The organism is Pseudomonas citronellolis, from assembly GCF_029335315.1.
In the GTDB taxonomy this organism is placed as follows: Bacteria; Pseudomonadota; Gammaproteobacteria; order Pseudomonadales; family Pseudomonadaceae; genus Pseudomonas; species Pseudomonas citronellolis_A.
The window spans coordinates 1-26,799 of record NZ_JARJLT010000287.1; the positions used below are offsets into that span (position 1 = coordinate 1).

The window sequence follows — 26,799 nt, forward strand, 5'->3', positions numbered from 1 at the left end:
GCTGTACGGTGCGGGACGGGGCTGCGGGGGTTAGCCGGCCAGCCGCGCCGGGGTCATTCGCACGCCGGGCCCGAGGTCCAGGGTTGGGTGGTTTCGTCGGTCAGGCGCGGTTCGTAGGCCGGGTCGCCTTTCACCTTCAGGTATTCCACCAGCGCCCAGCGCTCGTCGGGGCTCAGGGCGCGGCCGATCACGCCGTCCTTGCGGCAGCCGTCGCGGAATTCGTGGCCGCGGTTGCTGTTGCCGGTGACGCTGGTCTTGTAGAGGAAGCCGCCGGGGAATTTCGCCGTCTTGTAGCCGACGAATTTCGGGTCGAAGTCGAAGGTGCCGACGTAGAACTGGGTGTCGCGCTCGGCCACCGGCGAGAGCAGCTGGAACAGGTTGGGCACCGAGCCGTTGTGCAGGAACGGCGGGGTGGCCCAGATGCCTTCCAGGGAGCGGGCCTTGTAGGCGGTCAGTTCGCGCACGCCGATCTTCAGGCCGTAGCCGTTCATTTCCGGCTGCTTCTCGGGGCTGATGCCGGCGTCCTGGTAGGCGCGCTGCTCGACGTAGGCGGTGATGTAGGCCAGGCCCTTGGCGGCGGACAGCTTGGTCAGGTCCAGCTGTTCCTTGGGTTGCGGCACCAGCAGCACGTTGAGGTTGTTCAGCTCGCTGAGCTGCCACTTCAGCGGGGTGAGGTCGTAGGTGTGGTTGGCGATGTTGTCGGCGGTGGTCGGGTCGGTGCCGATCACGCTGGTGTCGACCATGGTCATGCGCCATTCCGGCACCCGCGCCGGGGCGAGGTAGTCCGGGTCGCCAGGCTTCTTCACGTGGGGGCCGTGGCAGCGCTCGCAGTTCTCGCGGAACAGCGCGCGGCCCTGGGAGGCGCGCTTGAGGTCCACTTCGCCGAACACCTGGGCCGGCCAGGTCGGCGGCTTGAGGGTTTTCAGGCCTTCTTCCAGGGAATAGAGGTCGTTGACCCGCACGCTGGACTGGTAGCGGGCGTCGCCCATCACCGGCTGGTCGTGGTCGAGCAGCTGCAGGGTGGCGCCCACGCCCAGGGCTTCGCCGATGTTGCGCGCCATGGGCTGCATGGCCGAGCCGTTCCATTGCACCCAGTCGAACTTCCAGATGTCCCACAGCTGCGGGTAGTTCACCGGGGCGTTGGCCACGCGGTAGTTGTCGGGGCTGATGTGGTCGCCGAACACGCCGTTGGCGATGCGCCCGAAGGCGTCGGCGCGGCCGGGGCCTTCCTCGGTGGGGTAGAGGCCGCGGCGGGTGTCGTTGAAGGCGGTGCCGAGCAGGGTGCCGAGCACTTCGCGGAAGCCCTTGCGCAGTTCGTCCTTGGCGTCGCCGTTGGGGTTCTTGCCGAGCACGTCGTCGGCGAAGCGGTCGAACTTCCAGGGGTTGATGTAGGTGAACAGCATGCTCATGCCCAGCGCCTGGCCGAAGGCGCCGCCGCGCACGGTGGGCACGGTGGATGCGATGGAGTGCATGGCCGCGCCGCCGTCGATGCGCACGGCCTGGCCGTTGTAGCGCAGCTCGCCGGTGTGGCAGGCGGAGCAGGTGATGTCGAGGTATTCCGGGCCGGTTTCGCCGTTGCGGTGGCGGGCGAAGCCCACCGGCAGGTTGCCGGGGTTGTTCGGGTCGAGCTTGCGCTCCTTGGCCGGCTTGAGCTGTTCGGGGTCGATCAGGAAGCCGTAGCGGGCGAGGTTGGCCGGGTCGGCGAATTTCTCGTCGGAGAAGGGCTGGCGCAGCTGGGTGAACCAGTCGTAGTGCAGGCCTTTCACCTGGGTGCCCTGGGGCGTGTAGTAGTAGTGCTCGCGGGTCTGCTCGCTCCACTGCGGCAGCAGGTTGAGCTTGTCCGGCGCGGTGTACTGCGGCACGTTGGGGTGGGCTACGTACCAGAGCAGCACGCCGGCGACCAGCAGGAGCAGCAGGACGACAGCGAGTATGATCCGTCCGACGATGCGCATCGTGACTTCCTTGTTATTAGGGACCCAGGCCCGCTGTTATGCCAACACCGCTGACGGTTGGCAAGGTGATGTCGCACATAAGTCAGGGTTTTTCCCCTGGGCCTGCGCTACCCTTTGCCGGGCGTGCGCGGGGGCGCCCATGGTTTTGAAAGGGATATCACCGTTGGTGATGTCGAAAGGTGTGTCTTGAGTTCCGATCATTCCCTCCACGACGAAACGACCGCCGCGCGGGTGCTGCGGCACTTCCACACGGCCCTCGACGAGCGCGGCTACAGCGCCGACGCGGCGCAGCGCGGCGCCATCGAACACCTGGCCGACTGGCTCGACGGCTTCCTCGGCGGCCGTCGCACCTGGCTGCGCAAGCCGCCGGCCGGCGTCTACCTGTGGGGCAGCGTGGGCCGCGGCAAGAGCTTCGTGATGGACTGCTTCTTCGCCTCCGCGCCCATCCAGGCCAAGCGCCGCGTGCACTTCCACGCCTTCCTGCAGGAATTGCAGGTACGCATGATGGCCTACACCGGCCAGGCCGACCCGCTGGCCCGCGCCGCCCGCGACATCGCCGCGCAGACCCGGCTGCTGTGCTTCGACGAGTTCCACGTGCACGACATCGGCGACGCCATGCTGCTCGGGCGCATGCTCAAGGTGCTGGTGGAGGAGGGCGTGGGCATGGTCTGCACCTCCAACTACGAGCCCGAGGGCCTGTGCCCCAACCCGCTGTACCGCGAGCGCTTCCGCCCGGCCATCGAGCTGATCGAGAAGCGCTTCGATGTGATCGCCCTGGATGGCGGCGAGGATTACCGCCTGCGCGCCACCCCGCTGGAGAACTGGGGCAGCTACCTGTGGCCGGCCCGCGCCGACGACCTGGAACTGATCGCCCGGCGCCTGGGCCTGGACGAGCGGGCGCAGTTCGACCAGGTGCTGAGCGTGAACCACCACCCGCTGCGCATCCATGCCCTGGAGGAAGGCCGCGCCTGGCTGGATTTCAGCGAGCTGTTCGAACGCCCACGCTCGGCCGCCGACTACCTGTGGCTGATCGAGCACTACCCGGACATGGCCGTGAGCGGCCTGGGCCCGCTGGGCGACTACCCGCCGGACGTGAGCATGCGCTTCCTCAACTTCATCGACATCGCCTACGACCGCCAGCTGCGCCTGCAGCTGTACGCCTCGGTGTCGCTGGAACAGCTGGCCGAGGGCGGCACCGCCATCGACTTCGCGCGGACCCTGAGCCGGTTGCGGCAGTTGAAGCTGGAGCCGTTGGAGGGGGCGGGGCGTGAGGGTGGTGGCGGCGGATAACGCTTGGGGCGTTATGCGCCCTACGTGGGGTCGAAGGCGCTGGGCTCCCGCGTTCGCGGGAGTGACGGGGTTGAAATCCACACTCCGGTCCGTCTTCCCCGCGAATGCGGGGACCCAGCGGCTTTTGGGGTTTGCAGGGTGCTTGAGGCGAATACCGTGGCGGATAACGCTTGGGGCGTTATGCGCCCTACGTGGGGCCGAAGGCGCTGGGCTCCCGCGTTCGCGGGAGTGACGGGGTAGGATGGGCGCGCTCGCTCCATCCGTCATCCCCGCGAGCGCGGGGACCCAGTGGCTTTGAAGGCGGCAGGGCGCTTGAGGTGAATGCCGAGGGTGGGGTTTCTGTAGGGCGGATAACCGTCGAGGTTATCCGCCGTTCGGCCACTTGCGGGGAGTGTGTTCGATTATCGGTCGGTGATGTTTGCGATTATCGCCCGGCGCTTCGATAATCGGCCGATCCGTCCGCCACCTGGAGCGCGCCATGACCGACGAACATTCCCCCAGCACGTCCGCCCTGGCGCCGCCCATCATCGCTTCGCCGGCCAAGCGCATCGAGGCCTTCACCGGCGACCCGAACTTCATGACGTCGCTGGCCCGCGGCCTGGCGGTGATCCACGCGTTCCAGGAGCGCAAGCGCCACCTGACCATCGCCCAGGTCAGCCACCGCACCGAGATTCCCCGCGCCGCCGTGCGCCGTTGCCTGCACACGCTGATGAAGCTGGGCTACGTGACCACCGACGGGCGCACCTACTCGCTGCTGCCCAAGGTGCTGACCCTGGGCCACGCCTACCTGTCGTCGACGCCGCTGGCGGTCACCGCGCAGCCGCTGCTCGACCGCGTCAGCGAGCAACTGCGCGAGGCCTGTTCGATGGCCACGCTGGAGGGCGACGAGATTCTCTACATCGCCCGCTCGGCCACGCCGCAGCGCCTGATTTCCGTGGACCTGAGCGTGGGCAGCCGGCTGCCGGCGTATTGCACGTCGATGGGCCGCATCCTGCTCGCCGGGCTCGACGACCAGGCGCTGGAGGATTACCTGCTGCACGCCGACCTGCAGGTGAAGACCAGCCGCACCGTGAGCACCCCGGAAGGGCTGCGCGCGAGCATCGCGGAAATCCGTCGGCAGGGCTGGGTGATCATCGACCAGGAACTGGAGATGGGCCTGCGCTCGGTGGCCGTGCCGCTGAAGGATTCCGCCGGCCAGGTGCTGGCCGCGCTCAACGTCGGCACCCACGTTGGCCGGGTGTCGCGCCAGGAGCTGGAGACGCGTTTCCTGCCGGTGCTGCTGGAGGCCAGCCGCGAGCTGAGCACGCGCCTGTTCCACTGAGGCCGAACGGGGCGAAAACACTGACGAACGACTGATCCGCGAGGGGGACGCGCGCTGGCCGTTTGCTATGGTTTGTAGATGAATTGTACGCAGGGGTATCTGCAATGGAGCCCGGCCGTAAGAAGCTGTTGATCAAGGCACTCGATCTGATGGCAGTCAGCGGTCTGGCGTTTTCCCTGGTACTGATAGTGATTGGCATGCGCACCCTGATCCTGGTGACCGCCCACGACTGGCAGGACTGGCCGCGCCTGCTCACCGAGTTCGATGGCGGCGTGCTGCACGTGGTGTTCGCGTTCGGTTTCGGCGTGGCCTGCCTGATCGTTCGCGAGCTGGTGGCGCGGCGCTGGCCCTCCACCGACGACTAGCTCAGTGGATGCTCGACGCCAGTTCGAAGATGGGGATGTACATCAGGATCACGATCACCCCGATGAGGATGCCGATGCCGGTCATCAGCAGCGGCTCGAACAGGCGCATGAACCAGTCCACCCAGCGTCCCAGTTCCTCGTCGTAGAAGTCCGCCGTGCGCTCCATCATCTCGCCGAGGTTGCCGGACTGCTCGCCGGTGCGCAGCAGGCGCAGCGACACCGGGGTGGACAGCTGGTTGCCCTCCAGCGCGTCGGATAGCGCGCGGCCCTCGCGGATCAGCCGGCAGGCCTGGTCCAGCCGGGGGCGCGAGACGGCGCCGAGCAGGTTCCTGGCCATTTCCATCGCCGTCAGCAGCGGGATGCCGCCTTGCAGCAGGATGCCCAGCGAGCGGTAGAAGCGCGCCAGTTCGTACATCACCAGGCGCCGGTGCACCGCCGGCACGCGCTCGACGTTGCGCGCGAGCAGCGCGCGGAAGCCCGGCCGGCGCAACAGCAGCGTCAGCGTGGCGATGCCCGCCACGGCGCCGACCAGCAGCGCCTGGTAGTGCGTGTGCAGCAGCATGCCGCTGTTCATCAGCACCCGCGACAGCCACGGCAGTTCGGTGCCCAGGCCTTCGAACACCAGGCTGAAGCGCGGCACCACGTAGCCCATCAGGAACAGCAGCACGCCGCCGCCCACCACCAGCAGCAGCACCGGGTAGACCGAGGCGGCCGCGACCTTCTGGCGGACTTCGTCGATGCGCTGGCGGTAGGCCACGTAGCGGCGCAGCGCGGTGCTCACCGCGCCGGTCTTCTCGCTGGATTGCACCAGGGCCACGTACAGCGGCGGGAACACGTCCGGGAAGCGCGCCAGCGACTGCGACAGCGACTTGCCCTCGTAGAGCAGCTGCACCAGCTCCTGCAAGGTCTTGCGGGTGAGGTTCGCGGCTTCCTTCTCGGCCAGGCTTTCCAGGGCGTCGATCAGCGCCAGGCCGGCGTCGAGCAGGGTGGTCAGCTCCTGGCTGAACAGCACCAGCGGAAAGCGTTCGCGGCGTTGCAGGCCGTGCAGCGTCCAGGCCCGCGCGCCGCGCAGGGCGAGCACGCGCAGGCCCTGCTGTTCGGCCTGGCGGCGGGCGTCGGCGGCGCTGGCGGCTTCGATGTCGCACTGGACCACGGCGGCGTGGGCGTCGAGCCCCTTGACCTGGAAGCGCATGGCTATTGCCAGCTGTTGACTTCGGCGTCCTCGCCCTCGCCGCCGGGCTGGCCGTCCTTGCCCATCGACACCAGGTCGTAGTCGCCGTTCTCGCCGGGCGAGCGGTAGAGGTAGTCGCGGCCCCAGGGGTCTTGCGGCACCGCCTTCTGCAGGTACGGGCCCTTCCAGCGCGCCTCGCCGCTGGGGGCCACCACCAGCGCCTGCAGGCCCTGCTCGGAGGAGGGGTAGTGGCCGACTTCCAGGCGATAGAGGTCCAGGGCCTTGCCCAGACCTTCTATCTGCGCCCGCGCCACCTTGGCTTCGGAACGCCCCAGCTGGCTGAAGTACTTCGGCCCGACCAACCCGGCCAGCAGGCCGAGCACCACCAGTACCACCAGCAGTTCCAGCAGGGTGAAACCCGCCGAGCGGCGCGGGCGGGCGAACGGGGAGCGAGCGTTCATGACGTTCTCCTTCACGGGGACATGAGCGTGGACGAGCAGGCCCATGCAAGCCCTGTGCTATGTCCCGCCCGGTGGCGCTAGGCCACGGGCCACGGGGCTTGCGCGGCGGGCACGGGCTTTGCGTGAGAGCCCTCCAGGGCGCCGGGACTGGGGAATTTCCCCCGTTTTCCACCGGCCCCGGGGAGGCGGGCATGACGTACGCGAAGGCACTGGTTGGTACCTTGTCGGGGCTGTTGCTGGCCATGGCGTTTGGCGCGCGGGCGGACATCTACGTCTCCGAGGGCGCCGACGGCAGCCTGGAGTTCTCCAACCTGCAGCAGCCCGGCCGCCGCTACACCCAGGTGTACCCCGAGCCGATGCCCGGCCCCGCGCCCGGCAAGCTGGTGCTCGGCGGCTGGAGCGAGAACCTGGAGCAGCGCCCCTACGCCGAGCTGATCGCCAGCGAGGCGGCGGCCAACGACGTGCCGGAAGCGCTGCTGCACGCGGTGATCCAGGTGGAGTCCGGCTACGACCCGAAGGCCCGCTCGGAGAAGGGCGCCGCCGGGTTGATGCAACTGATGCCGGGCACCGCGAAGCAGCTGGGCGTGGGCGATGTGTGGGACCCGGCGGCGAACATCCGTGGCGGCGCGCGCTACCTCAAGCAACTGTTGCAGCGCTTCGACAACGACCTGGCCCTGGCGGTGGCGGCCTACAACGCCGGGCCCGAGGCGGTGAGCAAGGCCGGGCGGGTGCCGCCCTACGCGGAGACCCAGCGCTACGTGCCCAGCGTGCTGGAGAGCTACAAGCGGCTGGCCAAGGGCAAGCACGCGGCGCCGATGTGAAGCGGCCCCGGATGTGGGGGTTTTCCCCGTGGCTGGGGTGATGGTGTAGGAGCGAGCTTGCTCGCGAACGGTGTTTCCCGGTGGCTGTGGTATTTGAGGTTGACGCCGCGCCCTCTCCCCAGCCCTCGGCTGCGCGCCCCGCACTGAAGGGAGAGGGGGCCGTTCGATGCGTGTGGGTAGTCCGGCGCCATCCTGACACCGCCACCGACACCACCGTCATTCCCGCGAACGCGGGACGCGGCTCCATCGCGAACAGCGCTTGCGCTGGCCCGAAGGGGAATAACCCAGTGCCTTCGATCCCACCCACGCAGCGACGTAGGGCGCATCACCGTTCGCGGTTATCCACCATTGGCCGTGGTACATGGGGCGGCGGCGGATAACGCCGTAGGCGTTATGCGCCCTACGGGCAGCGTGCGGGTACGGCCGCTGGAAATCCACCCCCGAATTTCCCCCCAACGCCGGGCCAAAACCCCCGCTCGCGCTTCCCTCGAAAATCCAACTAACTGATTCAAAAGGATTAATCCGTCTGGCACAGGCCTTGCTCCAGCGCCTGTGAAGGTCCCAACCAGGGAGCGCCAGACCATGACCAGGCCCCAACGCCCATTCATTCGCTGGAACCTCCAGCGGCCCCGCCCATGGCTCGCCACCGCGCTGTTGCTGCTGACGGCGGGCACCGAGCTGACCGCCGAGGCGGCCGTGCAGTGCCAGCGCAACCTGGTGGCCAATATCGTCGCCTTCGACCAGCCGCTGATGTTCAACCGGCTGGGCGCGCACAACGTCAACGGGATGATCTTCGCCCTGCGCAGCGACGTGGTGGACGAGCAGATGGTGCCGCTCAGCCGCGGTGGCGCGGCGGTGCCGGGCAAGGTCAGCCTGCGCCCGGACAAGCGCCCGCGCCCGCTGGTGCTGCGCGTGGCCGCCGGCGACTGCCTGACGGTGAACCTGCAGAACCTGCTGGCCGTGCAGGCCAACCCGCATTCCGCCGACGACCTGGAAACCGACACCGAGGCCGAGGGGCCCGAAGGCGAGGAAGAGGATGACGCCGGCGCCGTGGGCGGCGGGCAGGGCGGCGCTGGGGTGGTGGAGGCCGACGAGCAGGTCGCCGACCGGCATGTCGGCTTCGCGGTGAACGGCATGCAGGCGGTCAGCTCGATCCAGGACATCGCCTCCAACGTCGGCCGCAACGGCAACTTCCTGGTGCCGGTGGGCGCCACCCGCACCTACAACCTCTACGCCGAACGCGAGGGCGTGTTCGCCGCCAACAGCCAGGGCGCGACCTTCGGCGGCGAAGGCACCGGCGGCAACATCGCCAACGGCCTGTTCGCCCAGGTGATAGTCGTGGCCAAGGGCGGGCGCACCTACCGCAACGTGATCACCGAGGAAGAGATGCGCCTGGCCAGCAGCGGGCGCACCGCCGCCGGCCAGCCGATCGTCGACTACGAGGCGCGCTACCCGCAGCGCGAACCGTGGGTCACCGAAGGCAAGGCCGGGCGGCCGATCATCGCCATGGTCGACGGCAACGAGATCGTCGCCAGCGACGTCGACGCCATCGTCATGGGCCCCAACCCCGACGGCAGCTTCCCGCCCAGCACCTACCCGCTGGAGAGCATCGGCAAGCGCAACCCGGCGCTGCCCAACCGCCTGGAGGCGTTCCGCGATTTCGCCGCGGTGTTCAACGACGAAACCGCCGTGACCCAGGCCTTCCCCGGCTACTGGGACGACCCGGTGTTCGGCCACGTGCTGGAGCCGACCCGCGACTCCTTCATGATCAACTACGGCGCCGGCGGCATCGGCGCCGAGGTGATCGCCAACCGCCTCGGCGTGGGCCCCATGCACGACTGCCTGTCGTGCGCCTACGAGGAGTTCTTCCTCAGCGCGCACACCGTCGGCGATGTGGCGATGCTGGTGGACGTGCCGGCCAACGCCGGCCTCGAGAGCATCCGCCCCGGCGAGGTGCCCGACCCGCAGGCCACCGGCATCAAGGCGAGCATGGCGCTGTACCCGGCCGAGCCGTCGAACGTGGCGCACAGCTACATCGGCGACTTCGTCAAATTCCGCAACACCCACAACGGCTACGAGCAGCACATCTTCCACCTGCACGGGCACCAGTGGCTGTACAACCCCAACGACGACAACTCCGACTACATCGACGCCCAGGGCATCGGCCCGGGCTCGGGCTACACCTACGAGATCGCCAACGGCGGCTCGGGCAACCGCAACCGGGTCGCCGGCGACGCCATCTACCACTGCCACTTCTACCCGCACTTCGCCCAGGGCATGTGGGCCATGTGGCGGGTGCACGACGTGTTCGAGGAAGGCACCCGCCTGGAGGTTTCCGCCCAGGGCCAGGACGGCTTCCACACCCAACCCTTCGCCCTGCGCAGCGGCAAGCCGGCCAACGGCGCGCGGGCGCTGCCCGACGGCGAGATCGTCGCCGGCACGCCGATCCCGGCGATAGTGCCGCTGCCCGGCAAGGCCATGGCGCCGATGCCCGGCCTGGTCACGGTGGTGCCGAAGCTGGGCGCGCCGCTGGTGGCGCAGAACGAGGAGGAAGAAGAAGAGGATGAAGACGAGGGCGATGATGACCACCCCAACACTGGCGAGGGCACCGCGCAGGTGGTCGGCTCGGTGGCCCTGGTCGACCGCAGCGAGGCCAACCGCAACGCCGACGGCAGCCTGAAGAACCCCGGCTACCCGTTCTGGATCGGTGGCATCGAAAGCACCGTCGGCCAGCGCCCGCCGACCCCGCCGCTGGACATGCTCGACCCGGCCAAGGCCAGCGCGCTCAAGGCCAGCGGCAACGCCCTGTGGGCCAACCTCGACCCGAACCAGGTGGCCGGCTGGGACGGCGGCCTGCCGCGCCACGCGCTCGACGGCATGGCCGCCGGCGGCGAGGCACAGACCACCACCACGCCGCTGGACTTCTCCAAGGTGACCCACCGCGCCAAGGCCGTGTACTTCCCCGAGGAGGGCACCGACGTCGAGCAGGCCGCCATGGCCTACCACGCCCAGGCGTCGCACCCCAGCTATGCGCTGCTGCCGAACCGCCAGGTGGAGCCGCGCGCGTTCCGTACCAACGGCGCCCTGCCGGTGGCCGGCGCTCCTTTCTATGAACCCTGCATGGACGACCAGGGCAAGCGCCTGACCCGCGACGCCGGCAACGGCGCCTTCTTCGGCGGCACCGGCCTGTCGTTCAGCGGCGCCTCGCAGTTCACCGCCGACCATCCGCGCATCTACAAGGGCGCCAACATCCAGTTCGACGCCGTGTTCAACAAGGTCGGCTACCACTTCCCGCAGGCGCGCATCATCGCCCTGTGGGAGGACGCCTGGCCGGTGATCAACAAGCAGAAGGCGCCGGAACCGCTGGTGATGCGGATGAACACCTTCGACTGCACCATGTACCAGCACACCAACCTGATCCCGGCCTACTACGAGCTGGACGACTACCAGATCCGCACGCCCACCGACGTGGTCGGCCAGCACATCCACCTGCCCAAGTGGGACCTGACCGCCGCCGACGGCTCGGCCAACGGCTGGAACTACGAGGACGGTGTGCTCTCGCCCGGCGCCGTGGTGGAGCGCATCCACGCCATCCGCGAATACAACGCCTGCGCCGAGGGCGACGCCCGCGACGGCAGCGCCGAGTGCCCGAAAGCCAGGCAGCACCCGTTCTTCGGCCGCTACGGTCGCGCCGACTGGCTCGGCGCGCGCACCCAGATGCAGCGCTGGTTCGCCGACCCGCTGGTGAACACCCGCAACATCGACCGCGGCCTGGGCAACATCTTCACCCACGACCACCTCGGCCCATCCACCCACCAGCAGCTGGGGCTCTACGCCACCGTGCTGGCCGAGCCGGCCGGCTCCACCTGGTACCACGCCGAGACCGGCGAGCCGCTGTACAACGGCGGCGGCCGCCAGGACGGCGGGCCCACCTCGTGGCAGGCGGTGATCGCCACCGGCGACATGGACGGTGACGGCAACAACGACAGCTTCCGCGAGTTCTTCCTGGAGTACAGCGACTTCCAGCATGCCTACGAGGCCGGCGTGTACGTGGGCGCCGGGCCCGACGGGGTGCCGGACGCCGACGCCTTCCCGCCCAGCGCCGACAGCTTCCGCTACGCGATCAACCCGCCGGTGCGCGAGGCCGCGTCGAACCCGCTGGAGTCCATGGTCGAAGTGCCGGGCGGCGCCGTGCCGGGCTGCCCGAGTCGGCCGTGCCCGCAGGCGGTGTCGGTGGACGACCCCGGCATCTTCGTCGTCAACTACCGCCAGGAACCGGTGGGGCTGCGCGTCTACGACCCGACCCGCACCGCGCCCGACGGCCGCGCCGGGATGCAGGCCGACGGCCTGGCCGGTGACCTCGCCTACGCGCTGCAGAGCCGCACCGACCGCAAGATCCCGGCGCTGAACCTGGCGCCCAGCGCCATCACCTCGGCGCTCGGCCCGACCGGCGCGGCCACCCTGTTCCCGCCGCACATCAACCGTGGCGACGAGGCGGGCGACCCCTTCACGCCGATGCTGCGCACCTACTCCGGCGACAACGTGCGCCTGCGGGTGAACGCCGGCGGCTACGAGGAGGCGCACAACGTCACTCTGCACGGGCTGAAGTGGCTGCAGACCGGCACCGGCTTCGGCAACAGCTCGAACTCCGGCTGGCGCGCCTCGCAGATGGCCGGGATTTCCGAGCAGCTGGGCTTCGTGGCGCCGGTGAACATGCTCTCAAGCTCGGCCAGCGACACCGCCGACTACCTGTACAGCATGGACGCCGCCATCGAGGGCTACTGGAGCGGCATCTGGGGCGTGATGCGCAACTACACCGCGCCGCGCAACGACCTCTTCCCGCTGCCCAACAACCCCTCGCCGCTGGCCGCGCGCAACACCACGGCCTTCGACGGCGCCTGCCCGCGCACCAGCCCGAACCTCAACGGCATCGGCACGCGGCCCACGCCCAAGCGCAGCTACGAGATAGTCGCGGCGCTGGCCAACGACATCCTCAGCAACCCGCTGAACCTGACCATCGGCGACACCGCCGGGGTCGGCCAGCACGTCGGCGGCCCGCTCAACCCGGCCGGCGGCACCCTGGTGTTCAACTCGCGGCCGGTGAGCATCCCGCAGGCCACGGTGACCGAGGCGGAGGAGGGCACCACCCTGACCATCGGCGGGCAGTCCGGGCCGCTGCACGACCCGACTGCGATCCTCTACGTGCGCAAGGCCGACCTGGACGCCCAGGGCAAGCTCAAGCCCGGCGTGCCGATCGAGCCGCTGGTGCTGCGCGCCACCGCCGGCGAGTGCCTCAGCGTGACCCTGGAGAACCGCCTGCCGCTGGTGATGCCGGACCTGACCAACTACGCGATCATGCAGAGCACGGTGAAACGCGACCGCTTCGGCCAGGACGGCTCCACGGCGTTCAACAACAACCTGATGCGGCCCTCCAGCCACGTCGGCATCCACGCCCAGCTGCTGTCCTTCGACGTGACCCGTTCCGACGGCTTCAACGTCGGCCGCAACCCGGTGCAGACGGTGGCCCCGCGCACCGGCGGCAGCGGCGCCTGGCCCAGCCGCACCTACCAGTACTACGCCGGGCACCTGGAGCGCGAAGGCAAGCCGATCACCCAGCTGGGCCGGCGGGTGGACAACATCACCGCCACGCCCATCGAGTTCGGCGGCCTCAACCTGCTCCCGGCCGACGTCATCAAGCAGGGCCAGAAGGGCCTGGGCGGGATGATGAGCGTGCTGCCGGCCGGCGCCACCTGGACCGAGGATTCCACCTCGCGCGCCGCGGCCACCGTGCAACCCAGCGGCGGCACCGCCTACCGCGACTTCGCCACGCTCTGGCAGAAGGGCCTGAACCTGCGCTGGGCCAACGGCCGGCCGGTGGAGAACATGGCCTCCGAGGGCTTCGGCGTGCCGGTGGACCCGGAAGACAACTCCGGCATGGCCATCAACTACCGCAGCGAGCCGCTCTGGTACCGCTTCGGCAAGGCCCCCAACGCGCCCTTCGGCCACGCCGAGGGCCACGGCTGGGCGGACATCCCCGACGCGCACATGGCCTACAGCAACGCCCTGGTCGGCGGCGACCCGCAGACGCCGGTGCTCAAGGTGCGCCCGGGGCAGCCGTTCCGCACGCACATCCTGATGTCCTCCGGCGGCGACCGTGGCTCGACCTTCCAGCTCGACGGCCACGTCTGGGCCCTGGGCGCCTTCCAGGCGGAGAAATCCGACGCCGGCGGCTACCCCATGGCGGCCTCGGGGATCGGCTCGGTGCGCTTCGGCTACAACCCGATGTCGATGTACGTCGGCGCCCAGGAAAGCGTGCTGCCCGCCGGCCACTTCAGCTTCATGTTCCCCAGCGCCGGCGGCGCCAACGCGGTGCCGGGGGACTACCTGATGCGCGACTACACCGCCTTCGGCAACGCCGCGGGGCTCTGGGGCATCCTGCGGGTCAGCGACGAACCGCTGCCGCCGCAGGTCAATCCGTGAACGGCAAGGAGACGAGCATGAAGGCAAGGATCGCGGTCGCGGCGCTCGGCGCGCTGCTGGTGGGCAGTGTCGGCGCCGCCGAAAAGCCCGCCGCCGAGGGCAGCCTGGAACGCGACGGCCTGCGCATCGAGTTCCAGGCCAGCCCGCTGGCCGGCGAGCGCCTGCGCGAGGGCGCCTACGCCGAGGTGCGCTTCCGCATCCGCGACCTGGCCTCCGGCCAGCCGCTGGCCGGGGCCAACCCCGGCGCCTGGATCGACCAGGCCCTGCAGCACGGCGAGATGAGCTGCAAGGCGCGGGTCGGCATGTACCTGAAGAACAGCCTCGGCGCGCGCCCGCTGGTGGATTTGAACAGCTACTTCCTGCTGCTGATGAACCAGGACGCCAGCCTCACGGTGATCGACCCCAACGTGTCGCTGGCCGGGGTCACCAGCACCCTGGCGCGGATCAACCTGAAGCGCCCGCCGCTGGACTGGACGGCCAGCGCCGACGGCAAGCAGGTCTACGTGTCGATGCCCGAGGCCGGGCAGGTGGCGGTGGTCGACGCCGAGCGCTTCCAGGTGCTCGACAATATCGAAGCCGGGCGCCAGCCGGTGCGCGTGGCGCTGCAACCGGACGGGCGCTACCTGTGGGTCGGCAACAACGTCGACAAGGGCGAGGGGGCCGGCGTCAGCGTGATCGACACCCAGACCCGCAAGCTGGTCGCGCACCTGCCCAGCGGCCAGGGCCACCACGAGATCGCCTTCGACCGCGACTCGCGCCTGGCCTTCGTCAGCAACCGCGACAGTGGCACCCTGAGCGTCTACGAGGTGGCCGGGCTGAAGCTGCGCAAGACCCTGAGCACCGGCCCGCACCCGCTGTCGGTGGCCTACTCGCCGCTGTCCGACGCGGTATACGTGGCCGACGGCGAGGACGGCAGCATCCGCGTGGTGGACGCCCGCAGCCTGGAACTGCGCAAGGTCATCGCGGTGGGGCGCGGCCTGGGCCCGATGCGCTTCAGCGACGACGGCCGCTACGGCCTGGCGCTGAACACCCTGAAGGACCGCGTGGCGGTGCTGGACGCCGGTTCCGACGAGCTGATCCACGACCTGGCGGTGGCCGGCGAGCCCTACCAGCTGGTCTTCAGCCGCCAGTACGCGTACATCCGCGGGCTGTCCACGCCACGGGTGACCATGCTCAACCTGGCGTCCCTCGGCCAGGGCCGGGTGCCGATCCTGCAGAGCTTCGAGGCCGGCCCCGCCGCGCCGCGCCAGGCCGGCGACCTGCCGCTGGCGGAAAGCCTGGGGGTGGGCCGCGACCAGACCTCGGTGTTCGTGGTCAACCCGGTGGACAACAGCACCTACTTCTACGCCGAGGGGATGAACGCGCCGATGTCCGCCTACCCCAACCGGGGCCACGCGGCGCGCGCGGTGCGGGTGGTCGACCGGAGCCTGCGCGAGGTGCAGCCGGGGCTGTACAGCGCGCGGGTGCGCCTGCCGGCGGCCGGCAAGTTCGACGTGGCCTTCATGCTCAACCAGCCGCAGCTGGTGCATTGCTTCAGCGCCGACGTGGACGTCGACCCGCAACTGGAAGCGCGCTACGGCGGGCCCAAGGTGGAGTTCCTCACCAGCCACGCGCCGCTGAAGCAGACCGGCGAGCTGAAGGCGCGCTTCCGCGTGGTCGACGGCCGCAGCGCGGCGCCGCGCCAGGGCGTGGGCGACCTGCGCCTGCGCTACTTCCTGGCGCCGTCCAGCCGCCCGCGCGAAGTGGCCGCCGTGGAGGTGGGCGAGGGCGTCTACGAGGCCCCGTTGCGCCTCGACGAGCCCGGCGCCTGGTACCTGCACGTGCGCTCGGCGTCGCTCGGCCTGGGCGGCGACGAGGGCAGCTACGCCAGCTTGCGGGTGTTGCCGGTGGCCACCGGCGGTACCCACTGAACCCAGATAATCGCGTTGACCCAAGGAGTGCGACATGAACCTCAAACCCGTGGTGTTCGCGTTCTCCCTGCTGGCCTGTGCTACGGCCGGCGCGCATTCCACCGGCGAGCACGCCGGCCACGCCGAGCCCGCGCGGCACAGCGAGACCAGCCAGGTGGCCTTCGTCGACCAGCCGCTGCTCGACCAGGACGGCCGCAGCGTCGACCTGCGCCGCGACCTGGTGGGCGAGCGCATCGTGGTGATGGGCTTCGTCTACACCAGTTGCACCACCGTGTGCCCGCTGGTGTCCTCGATCATGGGCAAGCTGCAGGCGCGCCTGGGTGACCAGGTGGGCCGCGAGGTCAGCCTGGTGTCGATCAGCGTCGACCCGCAGCGCGACACCCCGCAGCGCCTGCTCGACTATTCCCGGCGCTACCACGCCGGCCCCGGCTGGCGCTGGCTGACCGGCGAGCCCGTGGCGGTGGACGACACCCTCAAGGCCCTCGGCGCCTGGAGCGCCGACTACGAGAGCCACCCGCCGCTGATCATGGTCGGCGACGGCCGCAGCGACCGCTGGACGCGCTTCTACGGCTTCACCGACCCGGCCGTGCTCCAGGCCAAGGTGGCCGAGCTGCAGGCCGCGCGGGCCAGCGCCGAACACGACCACGCCGGCCACCTGGCCGCGGAGGTGCGGCCATGAACGCCTGGGGCCGCGTCTTCCTGCTCGGCGCGCTGGGCTTGTCCTACGCGCTGGCCCAGGACTACACCCAGGAGCAGCATCCCGAAGGCGCGCACGGCCAGGCGCACCACCCCGCGCCGGCCGCCAGCGCGCCGGCGCAACCGGCGGCGGCCGCGAGCACCGGCACCCGCGACCCGCAGGCGTACTTCACCGACACCCAGGTGATCGACCAGGACGGCCGCCGCCTGCGCTTCTACAGCGACGTGCTGAAGGACCGCGTGGTGCTGCTCAACGTGATCTTCACCCACTGCAACGACGCCTGCCCGCTGATCACCCGCAAGCTCAAGGAGGTGCGCGAGGCGCTGGGCGAGGGCATGGCCGACAAGGTCTGGTTCGTCTCGCTGTCCAGCGACCCGCTCAACGACAGCCCCGAGGTGCTCAAGGCCTTCGCCGCCAAGCACGGGGTGGACGGCGCGCGCTGGCTGTTCCTCACCGGCGATGCGCAGGACATGGCCCTGATACTCGGCCGCCTGGGCCACCTGGTGCCCAGCCCCGAGCAGCATTCCACCCTGCTGATCGCCGGCGACGTGGCCAACAAGCGCTGGAGCAAGATCCGCCCGGACGCGCCGGTGAACGCCATCGCCCAGCGCCTGCAACTGCTTTCCATGCCCCTGGCGGGGCGCTGACCGTGCGCCGCCTGCCGTTCGCCGCGCTGGGCCTGGCGCTGCTGGCCTGGCTGGGACCGTTCGCCGCCGAGCTGATCGGCGCCGAGCTGGTCGAGGGCCGCCTGATCTACCGCGAAGGCCGCTCGCCCTCGGGGGCGCAGATCAGCGCCCGGGTCGGCGCCGGTGACTTGCTGATGGAAGGCGACGCGCTGCCCTGCGCCAGTTGCCACGGCCCCGACGGGCGCGGCCGCGCCGAGGGCGGCATACGCCCGCCGGACATCACCTGGCAGCGCCTGCTGACCGCCTATGGCCAGGAGGTCAACGGCCGCCGCTACCCGGCCTACGACGCCGCCAGCGTGGCCCGCGCCATCCGCGAGGGGCGCGACCCGGCGGGCAACCGCCTGGACCCGGCGATGCCGCGCTTCGCCCTGTCCAGCCGCGACATGGACAGCCTGCTCGGCTACCTGCAGCAACTGGAGAAGGAGCACGACCCGGGCATCGCCGAGGACAGCCTGCGCCTGGGCAGCCTGCTGCCGCTCAGCGGCCCGCTGGCCGACCTGGGGCGCACCCTCGGCGGTGTGCTCGAAGGCGCGGTGGCGACCATCAACGCCAACGGCGGCATCCACGGCCGGCGCCTGCAACTGCTGCTGGCCGACGCCGGGCCGGACCGCGACAGCGCGCTGCGCGGCCTGCGCCGCCTGCTCGACCAGGAACAGGTGTTCGGCCTGCTGACCTCCCTGGCCCCGGCGCTGGACGGCGAGCTGGACGCCGAACTGCAACGGCGCGGCGTGCCGCTGATCGGCGCGCTGCCGCTGGGCGCCTCGCCCAGCGGCCCGCTGGTGTTCCAGCCGCTGCCCGGGCTCGGGGAACAACTGCTGGCGCTGGCGCGCTACGCCGCCGACGGCCTGCAACTGGGCGCCCAGGAAAGCTGGCTGGTGTACCCGCAGAACGACGCGGCGCTGGCCCAGCGCCTGGCGCGGCGCCTGGGCGGCGAAGGCTGGAGCCGCCTGCGCCTGCACCCCTACGGCCCCGGCCTGGACCTGACCCCGGCCGGCGTGGCGCCGCACAGCGTGTTCTACCTCGGCGGCGGCGCGCCCTTCAGCCAATTGGTGGGCGACTTCCAGCGCGAAGGCGAGGCGCCGTACCTGTTCGCCGTGGCCGGGCAGGTGGCCGGCAGCACCGGCGAGCTGCCGACGGCCTTCGACGGCCAGCTGTTCCTGTCCTTCCCCTTCGTGCCCGGCGACTGGACCGCCGCCGGCACCGCCGGTTTGCAGGCCGCGCGCCAGCTGCGCGGGCTCGACGGCCGCCACGCGCTGCTGCAGGTGAGCGCCTACTGCTCGGTGCAGCTGCTGGCCGAAGGGCTCAAGCGCAGCGGCCGCAACCTCAGCCGCGAAGGCCTGGTGCAGGCCCTGGAAGGCATCGACGGGTTCGCCACCGGCCTCACCCCGCCGCTGGGCTTCGGCCCCGGCCGGCGGGTGGGCAGCAGCGGGGCGCACATCGTCAAGGTCGAGCTGCCGCAGCGGCGCTTCCATGGCGTGGGCCCCTACGTGCGCCTGGAGGCTCCGCTGTGAGCGGCCTCTGGCGCGGCCTGGCGCTGCTCGCCGCGCTGGCCGGCGCGGGCCTGGCGCAGGCCGAAGGCGAGCCGGCGGCGGCGCGGGTCAATGGCGTGGAGATCAGCGACTGGCGCCTGCAACGCTACTTCGCCGAGTTCCTCCAGGCGCGCGGCCGCAACCCGGCGGCGATCCGCAGCCCGACGCTGTACGGGCGCCTGCGCGACGAGGCGTTGCAGCAACTGATCGACCGCGAACTGTTGTGGCAGGAAGCCCAGCGCCAGGGGGTGACGATCGACGCCGCCGCGCTCGACGCCGCCATCGCCGCGCGCCGCCAGGCCTTCGCCGCGCCGGCGCTGTTCGATGCCCGCCTGGCCGACGCCGGCTTCGACGCGGACTCCTACCGCGCCTACCTGCGCCAGGAAATGGCGGCGCAGCAGGTGTACGCGGCGCTGAGCCAGGCGCCGGCGCCCAGCGAGGAGGAGGTGCGGCGTTTCTTCGAGGCCCAGCGCGAACGCCTGCAACGCCCGGAGAGCCTGCGCGCGCGGCACATCCTCCTGGCCGCCGGCAACGCCGAGGACGAACGCCGCGCCCGCGCCCTGGCCCGCCGCCTGCGCGGCGGCGAGAACTTCGCCGAATTGGCGCGGCGCTACTCGCGCGACACGACCGCTGGCGCTGGCGGTGATCTGGGCTATTTTCCACGTGGGACAATGGTTCCGGAATTCGAGGCGGTGGCGTTCGCCGTCGCCCCTGGGGAACTCGCCGGACCGGTCCACAGTCGCTATGGATGGCACCTGATTCTCGTCGAGGAGCGCCGCGCGGCGCAGCCGCCGGACGAGACCCGGGCCCTGCCGCTGGTGCGGGCCTGGCTGCAGCGCGAGCGCGCGGCGGAGGCGGGCCAGGCCGGGCTGCGACGATTGCGCGCGCAGGCGCGCATCGAATGGGCGGGGCGGGGGCCAGTCCCCGGAAGTGGGGAAACGCCGGGGCAACGGGCCGGGTCTTCCCCACCCATAGTGGGGAATGTCGCCGGCGAGGGCCAGGGAAATCAATGAGATAGGAGGCCCTGTTGGGGGTGGCGAGCCTGGCATGAAGCGTGCGTTAGCCCAATCGAGGCGCGCTCCGGGTATCGCTGAAGCGTTGTATGGCAACCAGGAGTCCACCTTGACGAACAAAGTACTGGTGGTGGAAGACGAACAGATCCTCGCGCAGAACCTCGGCAATTTCCTCGAGGCGAAGGGCCTGGATGTCCGCGTGACGAATGATGGCGCCGAGGCGATCGCCCAGGCCGCCAGCTTCCAGCCGGAGCTGATCGTGCTCGACTACCGTCTGCCCGACATGGAGGGATTCGAGGTCCTTAACGCCATCCGCCGCGACAGGAGTGTTCACTGTGTGCTGATCACCGGCCATCCGACCAACGAGGTCCGTGACCGGGCGGCCCGACTGGGCATCAGCCACATCCTGTTCAAGCCCTTCCCGCTGGCGGAACTGGCGCGTACGGTCCTCGAACTCTTGCAGGTGCCCCACCAGGGGCGGGTGGACAAACAGGACGGGTTCGTCGAGCGGCGCCGGGTCAAGGCAGAGACCTTCCCTCTGCGGCTGTACGACGGCAGTTGGGTCCTGGGTGATCGCCGGCAGGCGGGGCCACCCGATCAGGACGCGGATGACGACCCGTTGGCCAGTGGGGGGAACACCCGCAAGCCGTAAGCGGCCCATGGGAAGCCGGCCTGAGGCCGGGGCTTTGCCGGTGAACGATTGTTCCAGGGACCAGGAGGTCCGCCCATGGACAGTCTCTCGCTGGCGGTGGATGCGCTTGCCAGGCCGGTCACGGCAGAGCAACCGCAGGTGTTCCCGGACGCCCTGATGCGCGCCGCGCGGCAACGCGCCGTCAGCCAGGACGAGCCCCCCCTGGAGGCCTTGCAGGCCCTCGCCGATCTGGGCGCCGACGCCTTCCTGGCGAACCTCGGCGCCACCCTGCATTACCCCGTGCTGAGCGACGCCGAGCTGTTCGCCTGCGCGCCGCTGTTCGAGCGCGTCAGCCTGGCCCAGGCGCTCAAGCGCGAATTCGTCATGGTCCGCCTGGGCGAGCGCGAGGTCGGGGTGTTCGCCGACCCCTTCGACGACGCCCGCCTGGCCTGGATCGACGAATGCCTGCAGGGCGCGCCGCTGTACCTGGCGCAGGTCGCCGGCCTGCGCGCCTACCTGGCCAAGCACGAGGAAGGCTTCCACGCGGTGGCCTCGCTGCAGGCCGACGCCGTCGCCGGGGCCGAGCTGGAAAGCCTGGAGTCGCTGTCGCTGACCAGCATCAGCGAGGACTCCAGCGTGGTCATCAAGCTGGTCAACTCGACGCTCTACGACGCGCTGAAGATGCACGCCAGCGACATCCACCTGGGCATGACCGGCAACGGCCTGGCGATCAAGTACCGGGTCGACGGGGTGCTCGCCGCCATCGGCAAGGTGGCCGGGCAGGAGCTGGCCGACCAGGTGGTGTCGCGGGTCAAGGTGATGGCCGAGCTGGACATCGGCGAGAAGCGCGTGCCCCAGGACGGCCGCTTCAAGATCGCCATCAATGGCCGGCAGATCGACTTCCGGGTGTCGATCATGCCGAGCATCTTCGGCGAGGACGCGGTGCTGCGGGTGCTCGACAAGCAGGACCTGGCCGACCGCGTGCAGGGCGTGCGCCTGGAGGCCCTGGGCTTCGCCGACGAGACCCTGCTGGCCCTGCGCCGGCTGGCCTGCGAGCCCTACGGCATGGTGCTGGTGACCGGCCCCACCGGCAGCGGCAAGACCACCACGCTGTACGCGATGATCACCGAGATCAACCACGGCGTGGACAAGATCATCACCATCGAGGACCCGGTGGAGTACCAGCTCCCCGGCGTGCTGCAGATTCCGGTGAACGAGAAGAAGGGCCTGACCTTCGCCCGCGGCCTGCGTTCGATCCTGCGCCACGACCCGGACAAGATCATGGTCGGCGAGATCCGCGACCCGGACACCGCGCAGATCGCCGTGCAGTCCGCGCTCACCGGGCACCTGGTGTTCACCACCATCCACGCCAACAACGTGTTCGACGTCATCGGCCGCTTCGCGCAGATGGAAGTCGACCCCTACAGCTTCGTCTCCGCGCTCAATGCCGTGCTGGCCCAGCGCCTGATCCGCCTGGCCTGCCCGTCCTGCGCCCAGCCCTACACCCCGGAAGCCAGCGAGCTGCGCGACGCCGGCCTCGACCCGCACGCCATACACGAGCACCGCTTCGTCCGCGCCGTGGGCTGCGGGCGCTGCCGGGGCAGCGGCTACCGCGGGCGCACCGCCATCGCCGAGCTGCTGCGCCTGGACGACGACCTGCGGCAGATGATCGTCGAGCGCCAGCCGCTCTCGCGCATCCGCGACCTGGCCTGCAGCCGTGGCCTGCGCCTGCTGCGCGCCTCCGCCCTGGAACTGGTACGCGAGGGTCGCACGACCCTGGAGGAGATCAACCGTGTCACTTTCGTGGCGTGAGCGATACGTGGCGGTGCTCGGGGCCTCCGGCGTGGGGCTGTACCGGCGCCGCGCCGACGACCTGGAGTGGCTGGGCGACGTCGCCTGCATCGGCGGCTGGAGCTCGGCGCTGGAGGCCCTCGGCGGCCTGCTCGGCGAGCAGCGCGCGCGCGCCGACCTCTGGGTGGTGCTGTCCAGCCAGTACTGCCGCTTCTGCCGGGTGCCCTGGTGCGCGGCCATCACCACCCCGGCCGAGCTGCTGGAATACGCCGGCGCCTGCCTGGAAAGTATCTTCGGCAGCGGCGAGGTGGCCTGGCAGCTCAGTGTCAGCGCCGAGGGCGAAGGCCTGCCGCGCCTGGCTGCGGCCATCCCCCAGGAACTGCTCCAGCGCCTGCGCGAGCTGGCCGCCGAGCGCGGCCTGCGGCTGCTCTCGGTGCAGCCGTACCTGATGGCCGCCTACAACCACTTCCGCGCCCACCTGCCGGGCGACGACTTCATCTTCCTGGTCGCCGAGCCGGAGCGCAGCACCGGGCTGGTGGCGCAGGCCGGGCAATGGCAGCGGGTGTTCAGCCAGGGCTGCGGCGACAGCGACGAGGAACTCGGCGCGCTGCTGCAACGCCAGCTGCGGCTGATGGAAGAGGGCACCCAGGCGCTGCCGCTGTTCGTCCACGCGCCGGGGCGCCGCCAGGAGCCCCGGCCGGCGCTCGATGGCGCCTGCCGGGTGCTCGCCGAGACGGCGCCGGACGCCGACTGGGACGTGCGCCTGCTGATGGCGCGGACGGTGCACTGAGATGCGCGCCCTGGACCTGGACTTCCAGCCGCGCCGGCCCACCGCGCTGGTCTGGGCGACCCTGGCGGCCGGCGTGCTGGCCGGCCTGCTGGTGGCCTCGCTGGGCTTCTGGCTGGACGGCCACAGCCAGCAGCAGGAGCAGCAGCTGCGCCACAGCGAGCGGCGCCTGAACGGCGGCAACGAGGCCGCCGCGCCGCTGTCGCCGGCCGAGAGCCGCGCGCAGCAGGCCGCCCTGGTCGAGATGAAACGCGTGTCGGCGCAGCTGCGGCGGCCCTGGGAGCAGTTGTTCGGCATGCTCGAAACGCTGCCGCGCGAGGACATCGCGCTGCTCTCGCTGGCCCCGGACGCGCGCAAGGGCCAGCTGCGCATCAGCGCCGAGGCGCGCAACCTGGAAGCCATGCTGGCGTTCCACCAGCGCCTGGAGGCCAGCGCCGAGCTGAGCGACGTGTCGCTGCTCAACCACGAGGTGAAGGTGAAGCAGGCGGAGCGGCCGATCCTGTTCAACCTGCTGGCGACCTGGGAGGTGGGCGATGCGCGTCCATAGCCTGCTCGCCCGCGAACGCCTGCAGCGCGCCGGCTGGCCGGCGCTGCTCGGCCTCGGCCTGCTGCTGGCCAGCCTGCTCTACGCCGGCTGCGGCCTGTGGCCGGCCTGGTGCGCCGGCGAGCGCCTGCAGGCGCGGAACCACGAGGCCGCGCGCCTGCTCGCCGATGTCGAACGCGGCGTGGCGCCGGCGCCGCTGGTGCCGGGGCGGCAGCTGGACGACTTCCACCAGCGCCTGCCCGCGCAGCTGCAGGCGACCCAGGCGCTGGACCGCATCTACCTGCTCGCCGAGCGCGAGCACATCAGCCTGGCGCGCGGCGAATACGCCCTGGGCATCGACCCGCAGACGCGCCTGGCGCGCTACCAGATCGTGCTGCCGGTGAGCGGCAGCTACGCCCAGCTGCGGCGCTTCCTCCACGCCCTCGGCCGCGAGCTGCCGGCGCTGGTGCTGGAAGACCTGGAGCTGCAACGCAAGCGCATCGCCGACGCCCAGCTGGGCGGGCGGCTGCGCATGACCCTCTACCTGTCGAGGTCGTGATGAACCGGCGCCTGCTGTTCTGGATGCTGTTCCTCGGCGGCGCCGCGGCCCTGGCGCTGGGCCCGCAGCTGTTCGAGCGCGACGCCCCGATAGTGGCCCTGCGCGCCGCCGCGCCGGGCGCCAAGCCGGCGGCGGCCGCGCCCGCCGGCGCGGCCACAGTCGCCGCCGCCGAGCCCGCCGCCAACGCCTGGCGCGCCGGCCCCGACCTGTTCCCGGTGCAGAGCTGGCGCAAGCCCAAGCCGGCGCCGGACGCCGCCGCCCTGGCCGCCGCCGCGGCGGCCGTGGCACCGCCGCCACCCAGCGCCCCGGCGCTGCCGTTCCAGTTCCTCGGGCGCATGGACGACGCCGCTCAGCGCCAGGTGTTCCTGCGCGACGGCGAGCGGGTGCTGATCGTGCGCAGCGGGGACGTCATCGATGACACCTACCGGGTCGAGCGCATCGCCGACGATCGCCTGACCCTGGTCTACCTGCCACTGAAGGTGGCGCAGTCGCTGGTCATGGAGGCAACACCATGAGGACTCGCTGCAAGGCCCTGCCGTTCTGTCTGCTGTCCTGCCTGCTGTTCGCCGGCTGCGCCGCCGACCTCGCCCGTGACCAAGGCCTGTTGCTGATCGGCGACGGCAAGTACGAAGCCGGCCTCGAACGCCTGCAGCAGGCGGTGGACGAGGACCCGCGCGACCCGACGCGCAAGATCACCCTGACCACCGCGCGGGCGCGGGCGGTCAAGGCGCTGCTGGCCCAGGCCGACCTCGACCGCGCCCAGCACGACTTCAACTCGGCGCAGAACGGTTACCGCCGGGTGCTCGGCATCGAGCCGGAGAACGGCCGCGCCCGCGACGCGCTGTTCCAGCTGGAGCAGATGCGCAACGTCAACGCCATGCTGATCCAGGGCCAGACCGACCTGCGCCGTGGCGACCTGGTGGGGGCCGAGCGCCAGGTGCGCGCGATGCTCGCCCTCGACCCGGGCAACCGCGAGGCCGCCGAGCTGCAGCGCAACGTCGACCTGATCCGTGGCCGCAACGTCGCCCAGTACCCGCAGCTGCGCTCGCGCCTGGACCGCCCGGTGACCCTGGAATTCCGCGACGCCAGCCTGAAGATGATCTTCGAGGTGCTGTCGCGCGCCGCCGGGCTCAACTTCATCTTCGACAAGGACGTGCGCCCGGACATGAAGGCGACCATCTTCGTGCGCCAGGTGCGCATCGAGGACGCGGTGGGCCTGTTGCTGCAGCAGAACCAGCTGCACCAGAAGATGGTGAACGACAACACCATCCTCATCTACCCGGACTCGCCGCAGAAGCAGAAGGATTACCAGGACCTGGTGATGCGCACCTTCTACCTGACCAACATCGACGCCAACACCGCGATGAACATGGTCAAGACCATGCTCAAGACCCGCGACGTGTTCATCGACGAGCGCCTCAACACCCTGACCATGCGCGACAGCGCCGACGCCGTGCGCATGGCCGAGAAGCTGCTGCAGGCCCAGGACCAGTCCAACCCCGAGGTGGTGCTGGAGGTGGAGGTGATGGAGGTGGCCAAGCAGCGCATCCTCGACCTCGGCCTGCAGTGGCCGAACACCTTCGGGGTGATCAACGACGACGGCAGCGCGGTGACCATCCTCAACCAGCTGCGCGGCATCGACTCCAGCCGCATCACCATCGCGCCGTCGCCGCAGCTGAAGATCAACGCCCAGGACAACGAAGTGAACACCCTGGCCAGCCCGGTGATCCGCGTCAGCAACCGCGAGCAGGCGCGCATCCACATCGGCCAACGGGTGCCGATCGTCAGCGCCACCTCGATGCCCTCGACCCAGGGCCCGGTGATCACCGAGAGCATCACCTACCTCGACGTCGGCCTGAAGCTGGAGGTGCAGCCCATCGTCCACCTGAACAACGAGGTGGCGATCAAGATCGCCCTGGAAGTGAGCAACGCCACCCAGCTGGAGCCGACCCGCCAGGGCACCATCCCGGTCCAGGTCGACACCCGCAACGCGCTGACCACCCTGCGCCTGCACGACGGCGAGACGCAGATCCTCGCCGGGCTGATGCGCAACCAGCACGACGCCACCGGCAACAAGATCCCCGGCCTGGGCGACATCCCCGGCATCGGCCGGCTGTTCGGCAGCAACAAGGACACCATCGGCAAGTCCGAGCTGGTGCTGTCGATCACCCCGCACATCGTGCGCAACCTGCCGTACCAGAACCCGGCGGACATGGAGTTCCCCTCCGGCACCGAGAGCAGCATGCAGATCCGCCCGATGGACACCCGCGACGACTCCGCCGCGCTGTCGACCGAGCGCCCGCCGCTGGCCGCCGCGCCCAACGTGCGGGTGGAGGTGGGGCCGTGAGCGCGCGCGGTTTCACGCTGATCGAGGTGGTCATCACCCTGGCCATCATCGGCCTGCTCGCCAGCATGGCCGCGCCCCTGGGCGAGACCCTGGTGCGCCGCGGCAAGGAGCAGGAGCTGCGCACCGCGCTGTACCAGCTGCGCGACGCCATCGACGCCTACAAGCGCGCCAGCGACGCCGGGCGCATCGAGAAATCCGCCGCCACCAGCGGCTACCCGCCGGACCTCAAGGTGCTGGTGGACGGCGTGCGCGACGTGCGCAGCGCCAAGGGCGCCAAGCTGTACTTCCTGCGCCGCATCCCCAACGACCCGCTGGCCGACGGCCGCCAGCCGGCGCTGGAACAGTGGGGCCTGCGTTCCTACGCCAGCCCGGCGGACGACCCGCGCGAGGGCGAGGACGTCTTCGACGTGTATTCCCAGGCCCGCGGCAAGGGCCTCAACGGCATCGCCTACCGGGAGTGGTGAG

The 26,799-nt window shown here is 70.6% G+C and carries 21 protein-coding genes; 18 read left to right on the forward strand and 3 right to left on the reverse strand.

All coding sequences use genetic code 11. From position 1 onward, the window contains the following. Window positions 1–53: 53 nt before the first annotated feature. Window positions 54–1,952 carry a di-heme-cytochrome C peroxidase gene (locus tag P3W75_RS21435; RefSeq protein WP_276229322.1) on the reverse strand — a complete coding sequence of 633 codons (1,899 nt, stop codon included), beginning with the start codon at window positions 1,950–1,952 and terminating at the stop codon, window positions 54–56. Between the two features lie 186 nt (window positions 1,953–2,138). On the opposite strand from P3W75_RS21435, the gene zapE reads away from it, so the two are divergent. The 3 genes from zapE to P3W75_RS21450 all read left to right on the forward strand — a co-directional run bounded on the left by zapE (window position 2,139) and on the right by P3W75_RS21450 (window position 4,928). Beyond that, on the forward strand, window positions 2,139–3,242 hold the full coding sequence (gene zapE, locus P3W75_RS21440) for a cell division protein ZapE (protein ID WP_276229323.1): 1,104 nt from the start codon (window positions 2,139–2,141) through the stop codon (window positions 3,240–3,242). A gap of 478 nt (window positions 3,243–3,720) precedes the next feature. Then, window positions 3,721–4,563, forward strand: a complete 843-nt coding sequence (locus P3W75_RS21445) for an IclR family transcriptional regulator domain-containing protein (protein ID WP_276229324.1) — start codon at window positions 3,721–3,723, stop codon at window positions 4,561–4,563. 149 nt (window positions 4,564–4,712) lie between these two features. After that, window positions 4,713–4,928, forward strand: a complete 216-nt coding sequence (locus tag P3W75_RS21450) for a hypothetical protein (protein WP_276229325.1) — start codon at window positions 4,713–4,715, stop codon at window positions 4,926–4,928. 1 nt (window position 4,929) lies between these two features. On the opposite strand, the gene P3W75_RS21455 is transcribed toward P3W75_RS21450, so the two are convergent. Further along, window positions 4,930–6,120 (reverse strand): type II secretion system F family protein, encoded by a 1,191-nt coding sequence (locus P3W75_RS21455; protein WP_276229326.1) that lies wholly within the window; start codon window positions 6,118–6,120, stop codon window positions 4,930–4,932. 2 nt (window positions 6,121–6,122) lie between these two features. After that, window positions 6,123–6,560 (reverse strand): type II secretion system major pseudopilin GspG, encoded by a 438-nt coding sequence (gspG, locus tag P3W75_RS21460; protein WP_276229327.1) that lies wholly within the window; start codon window positions 6,558–6,560, stop codon window positions 6,123–6,125. 209 nt (window positions 6,561–6,769) lie between these two features. Here gspG and P3W75_RS21465 point away from each other — a divergent pair, with 209 nt between their 5' ends. From P3W75_RS21465 to P3W75_RS21535, 15 genes are all read left to right on the forward strand, one after another. Next, the gene (locus tag P3W75_RS21465; protein WP_430765400.1) at window positions 6,770–7,381 is read left to right on the forward strand and encodes a lytic transglycosylase domain-containing protein; all 612 of its coding nucleotides are present in this window, start codon (window positions 6,770–6,772) and stop codon (window positions 7,379–7,381) included. A 582-nt stretch (window positions 7,382–7,963) separates the two neighbouring features. Then, window positions 7,964–13,861 (forward strand): manganese-oxidizing multicopper oxidase MnxG, encoded by a 5,898-nt coding sequence (gene mnxG / locus P3W75_RS21470; protein ID WP_276229328.1) that lies wholly within the window; start codon window positions 7,964–7,966, stop codon window positions 13,859–13,861. 17 nt (window positions 13,862–13,878) lie between these two features. Further along, window positions 13,879–15,771 (forward strand): cytochrome D1 domain-containing protein, encoded by a 1,893-nt coding sequence (locus P3W75_RS21475; RefSeq protein WP_276229329.1) that lies wholly within the window; start codon window positions 13,879–13,881, stop codon window positions 15,769–15,771. 34 nt (window positions 15,772–15,805) lie between these two features. Then, a complete protein-coding gene (locus P3W75_RS21480) occupies window positions 15,806–16,450 on the forward strand; it encodes an SCO family protein (RefSeq protein WP_276229330.1) in 645 nt (214 codons plus the stop codon). Then, entirely contained in the window at window positions 16,447–17,115 is a 669-nt protein-coding gene (locus P3W75_RS21485; protein WP_276229331.1) for an SCO family protein, read from the forward strand. Before P3W75_RS21480 ends, P3W75_RS21485 begins: the two co-directional genes overlap by 4 nt. A gap of 2 nt (window positions 17,116–17,117) precedes the next feature. Beyond that, window positions 17,118–18,665 (forward strand): cytochrome c/ABC transporter substrate-binding protein, encoded by a 1,548-nt coding sequence (locus P3W75_RS21490; RefSeq protein WP_276229332.1) that lies wholly within the window; start codon window positions 17,118–17,120, stop codon window positions 18,663–18,665. Next, entirely contained in the window at window positions 18,662–19,696 is a 1,035-nt protein-coding gene (locus tag P3W75_RS21495; protein ID WP_276229333.1) for a peptidylprolyl isomerase, read from the forward strand. Before P3W75_RS21490 ends, P3W75_RS21495 begins: the two co-directional genes overlap by 4 nt. A gap of 109 nt (window positions 19,697–19,805) precedes the next feature. Continuing rightward, the gene (locus P3W75_RS21500) at window positions 19,806–20,348 is read left to right on the forward strand and encodes a response regulator (protein ID WP_276229334.1); all 543 of its coding nucleotides are present in this window, start codon (window positions 19,806–19,808) and stop codon (window positions 20,346–20,348) included. Window positions 20,349–20,423: 75 nt separating this feature from the next. After that, complete coding sequence (locus P3W75_RS21505) at window positions 20,424–22,139, forward strand: GspE/PulE family protein (RefSeq protein WP_430765399.1); 1,716 nt, start codon at window positions 20,424–20,426, stop codon at window positions 22,137–22,139. Beyond that, entirely contained in the window at window positions 22,120–22,908 is a 789-nt protein-coding gene (locus P3W75_RS21510; RefSeq protein WP_276229335.1) for a hypothetical protein, read from the forward strand. Before P3W75_RS21505 ends, P3W75_RS21510 begins: the two co-directional genes overlap by 20 nt. A 1-nt stretch (window position 22,909) precedes the next feature. Next, complete coding sequence (locus P3W75_RS21515) at window positions 22,910–23,452, forward strand: pilus assembly protein (RefSeq protein WP_276229336.1); 543 nt, start codon at window positions 22,910–22,912, stop codon at window positions 23,450–23,452. Beyond that, window positions 23,439–23,987, forward strand: coding sequence for a GspMb/PilO family protein (locus P3W75_RS21520; protein WP_276229337.1), 549 nt, complete (start codon window positions 23,439–23,441; stop codon window positions 23,985–23,987). Before P3W75_RS21515 ends, P3W75_RS21520 begins: the two co-directional genes overlap by 14 nt. Then, window positions 23,987–24,502, forward strand: a complete 516-nt coding sequence (locus tag P3W75_RS21525; protein WP_276229338.1) for a secretion system X translation initiation factor — start codon at window positions 23,987–23,989, stop codon at window positions 24,500–24,502. Before P3W75_RS21520 ends, P3W75_RS21525 begins: the two co-directional genes overlap by 1 nt. Next, the gene (locus P3W75_RS21530; protein ID WP_276229339.1) at window positions 24,499–26,334 is read left to right on the forward strand and encodes a secretin N-terminal domain-containing protein; all 1,836 of its coding nucleotides are present in this window, start codon (window positions 24,499–24,501) and stop codon (window positions 26,332–26,334) included. Before P3W75_RS21525 ends, P3W75_RS21530 begins: the two co-directional genes overlap by 4 nt. Further along, window positions 26,331–26,798 (forward strand): type II secretion system protein, encoded by a 468-nt coding sequence (locus P3W75_RS21535; RefSeq protein ID WP_276229340.1) that lies wholly within the window; start codon window positions 26,331–26,333, stop codon window positions 26,796–26,798. Before P3W75_RS21530 ends, P3W75_RS21535 begins: the two co-directional genes overlap by 4 nt. Window position 26,799: the final 1 nt, after the last annotated feature.

What these genes read in the sequence shown, in the direction of transcription:
- P3W75_RS21435 (WP_276229322.1), bottom strand. Translation starts at nt 1,952, where the DNA reads ATGCGCATCGTCGGACGGATCATACTCGCTGTCGTCCTGCTGCTCCTG.
- P3W75_RS21445 (WP_276229324.1), top strand. Translation starts at nt 3,721, where the DNA reads ATGACCGACGAACATTCCCCCAGCACGTCCGCCCTGGCGCCGCCCATC.
- P3W75_RS21450 (WP_276229325.1), top strand. Translation starts at nt 4,713, where the DNA reads ATGGCAGTCAGCGGTCTGGCGTTTTCCCTGGTACTGATAGTGATTGGC.
- P3W75_RS21455 (WP_276229326.1), bottom strand. Translation starts at nt 6,120, where the DNA reads ATGCGCTTCCAGGTCAAGGGGCTCGACGCCCACGCCGCCGTGGTCCAG.
- gspG (WP_276229327.1), bottom strand. Translation starts at nt 6,560, where the DNA reads ATGAACGCTCGCTCCCCGTTCGCCCGCCCGCGCCGCTCGGCGGGTTTC.
- mnxG (WP_276229328.1), top strand. Translation starts at nt 7,964, where the DNA reads ATGACCAGGCCCCAACGCCCATTCATTCGCTGGAACCTCCAGCGGCCC.
- P3W75_RS21475 (WP_276229329.1), top strand. Translation starts at nt 13,879, where the DNA reads ATGAAGGCAAGGATCGCGGTCGCGGCGCTCGGCGCGCTGCTGGTGGGC.
- P3W75_RS21480 (WP_276229330.1), top strand. Translation starts at nt 15,806, where the DNA reads ATGAACCTCAAACCCGTGGTGTTCGCGTTCTCCCTGCTGGCCTGTGCT.
- P3W75_RS21485 (WP_276229331.1), top strand. Translation starts at nt 16,447, where the DNA reads ATGAACGCCTGGGGCCGCGTCTTCCTGCTCGGCGCGCTGGGCTTGTCC.
- P3W75_RS21505 (WP_430765399.1), top strand. Translation starts at nt 20,424, where the DNA reads ATGGACAGTCTCTCGCTGGCGGTGGATGCGCTTGCCAGGCCGGTCACG.
- P3W75_RS21515 (WP_276229336.1), top strand. Translation starts at nt 22,910, where the DNA reads ATGCGCGCCCTGGACCTGGACTTCCAGCCGCGCCGGCCCACCGCGCTG.
- P3W75_RS21520 (WP_276229337.1), top strand. Translation starts at nt 23,439, where the DNA reads ATGCGCGTCCATAGCCTGCTCGCCCGCGAACGCCTGCAGCGCGCCGGC.
- P3W75_RS21525 (WP_276229338.1), top strand. Translation starts at nt 23,987, where the DNA reads ATGAACCGGCGCCTGCTGTTCTGGATGCTGTTCCTCGGCGGCGCCGCG.
- P3W75_RS21530 (WP_276229339.1), top strand. Translation starts at nt 24,499, where the DNA reads ATGAGGACTCGCTGCAAGGCCCTGCCGTTCTGTCTGCTGTCCTGCCTG.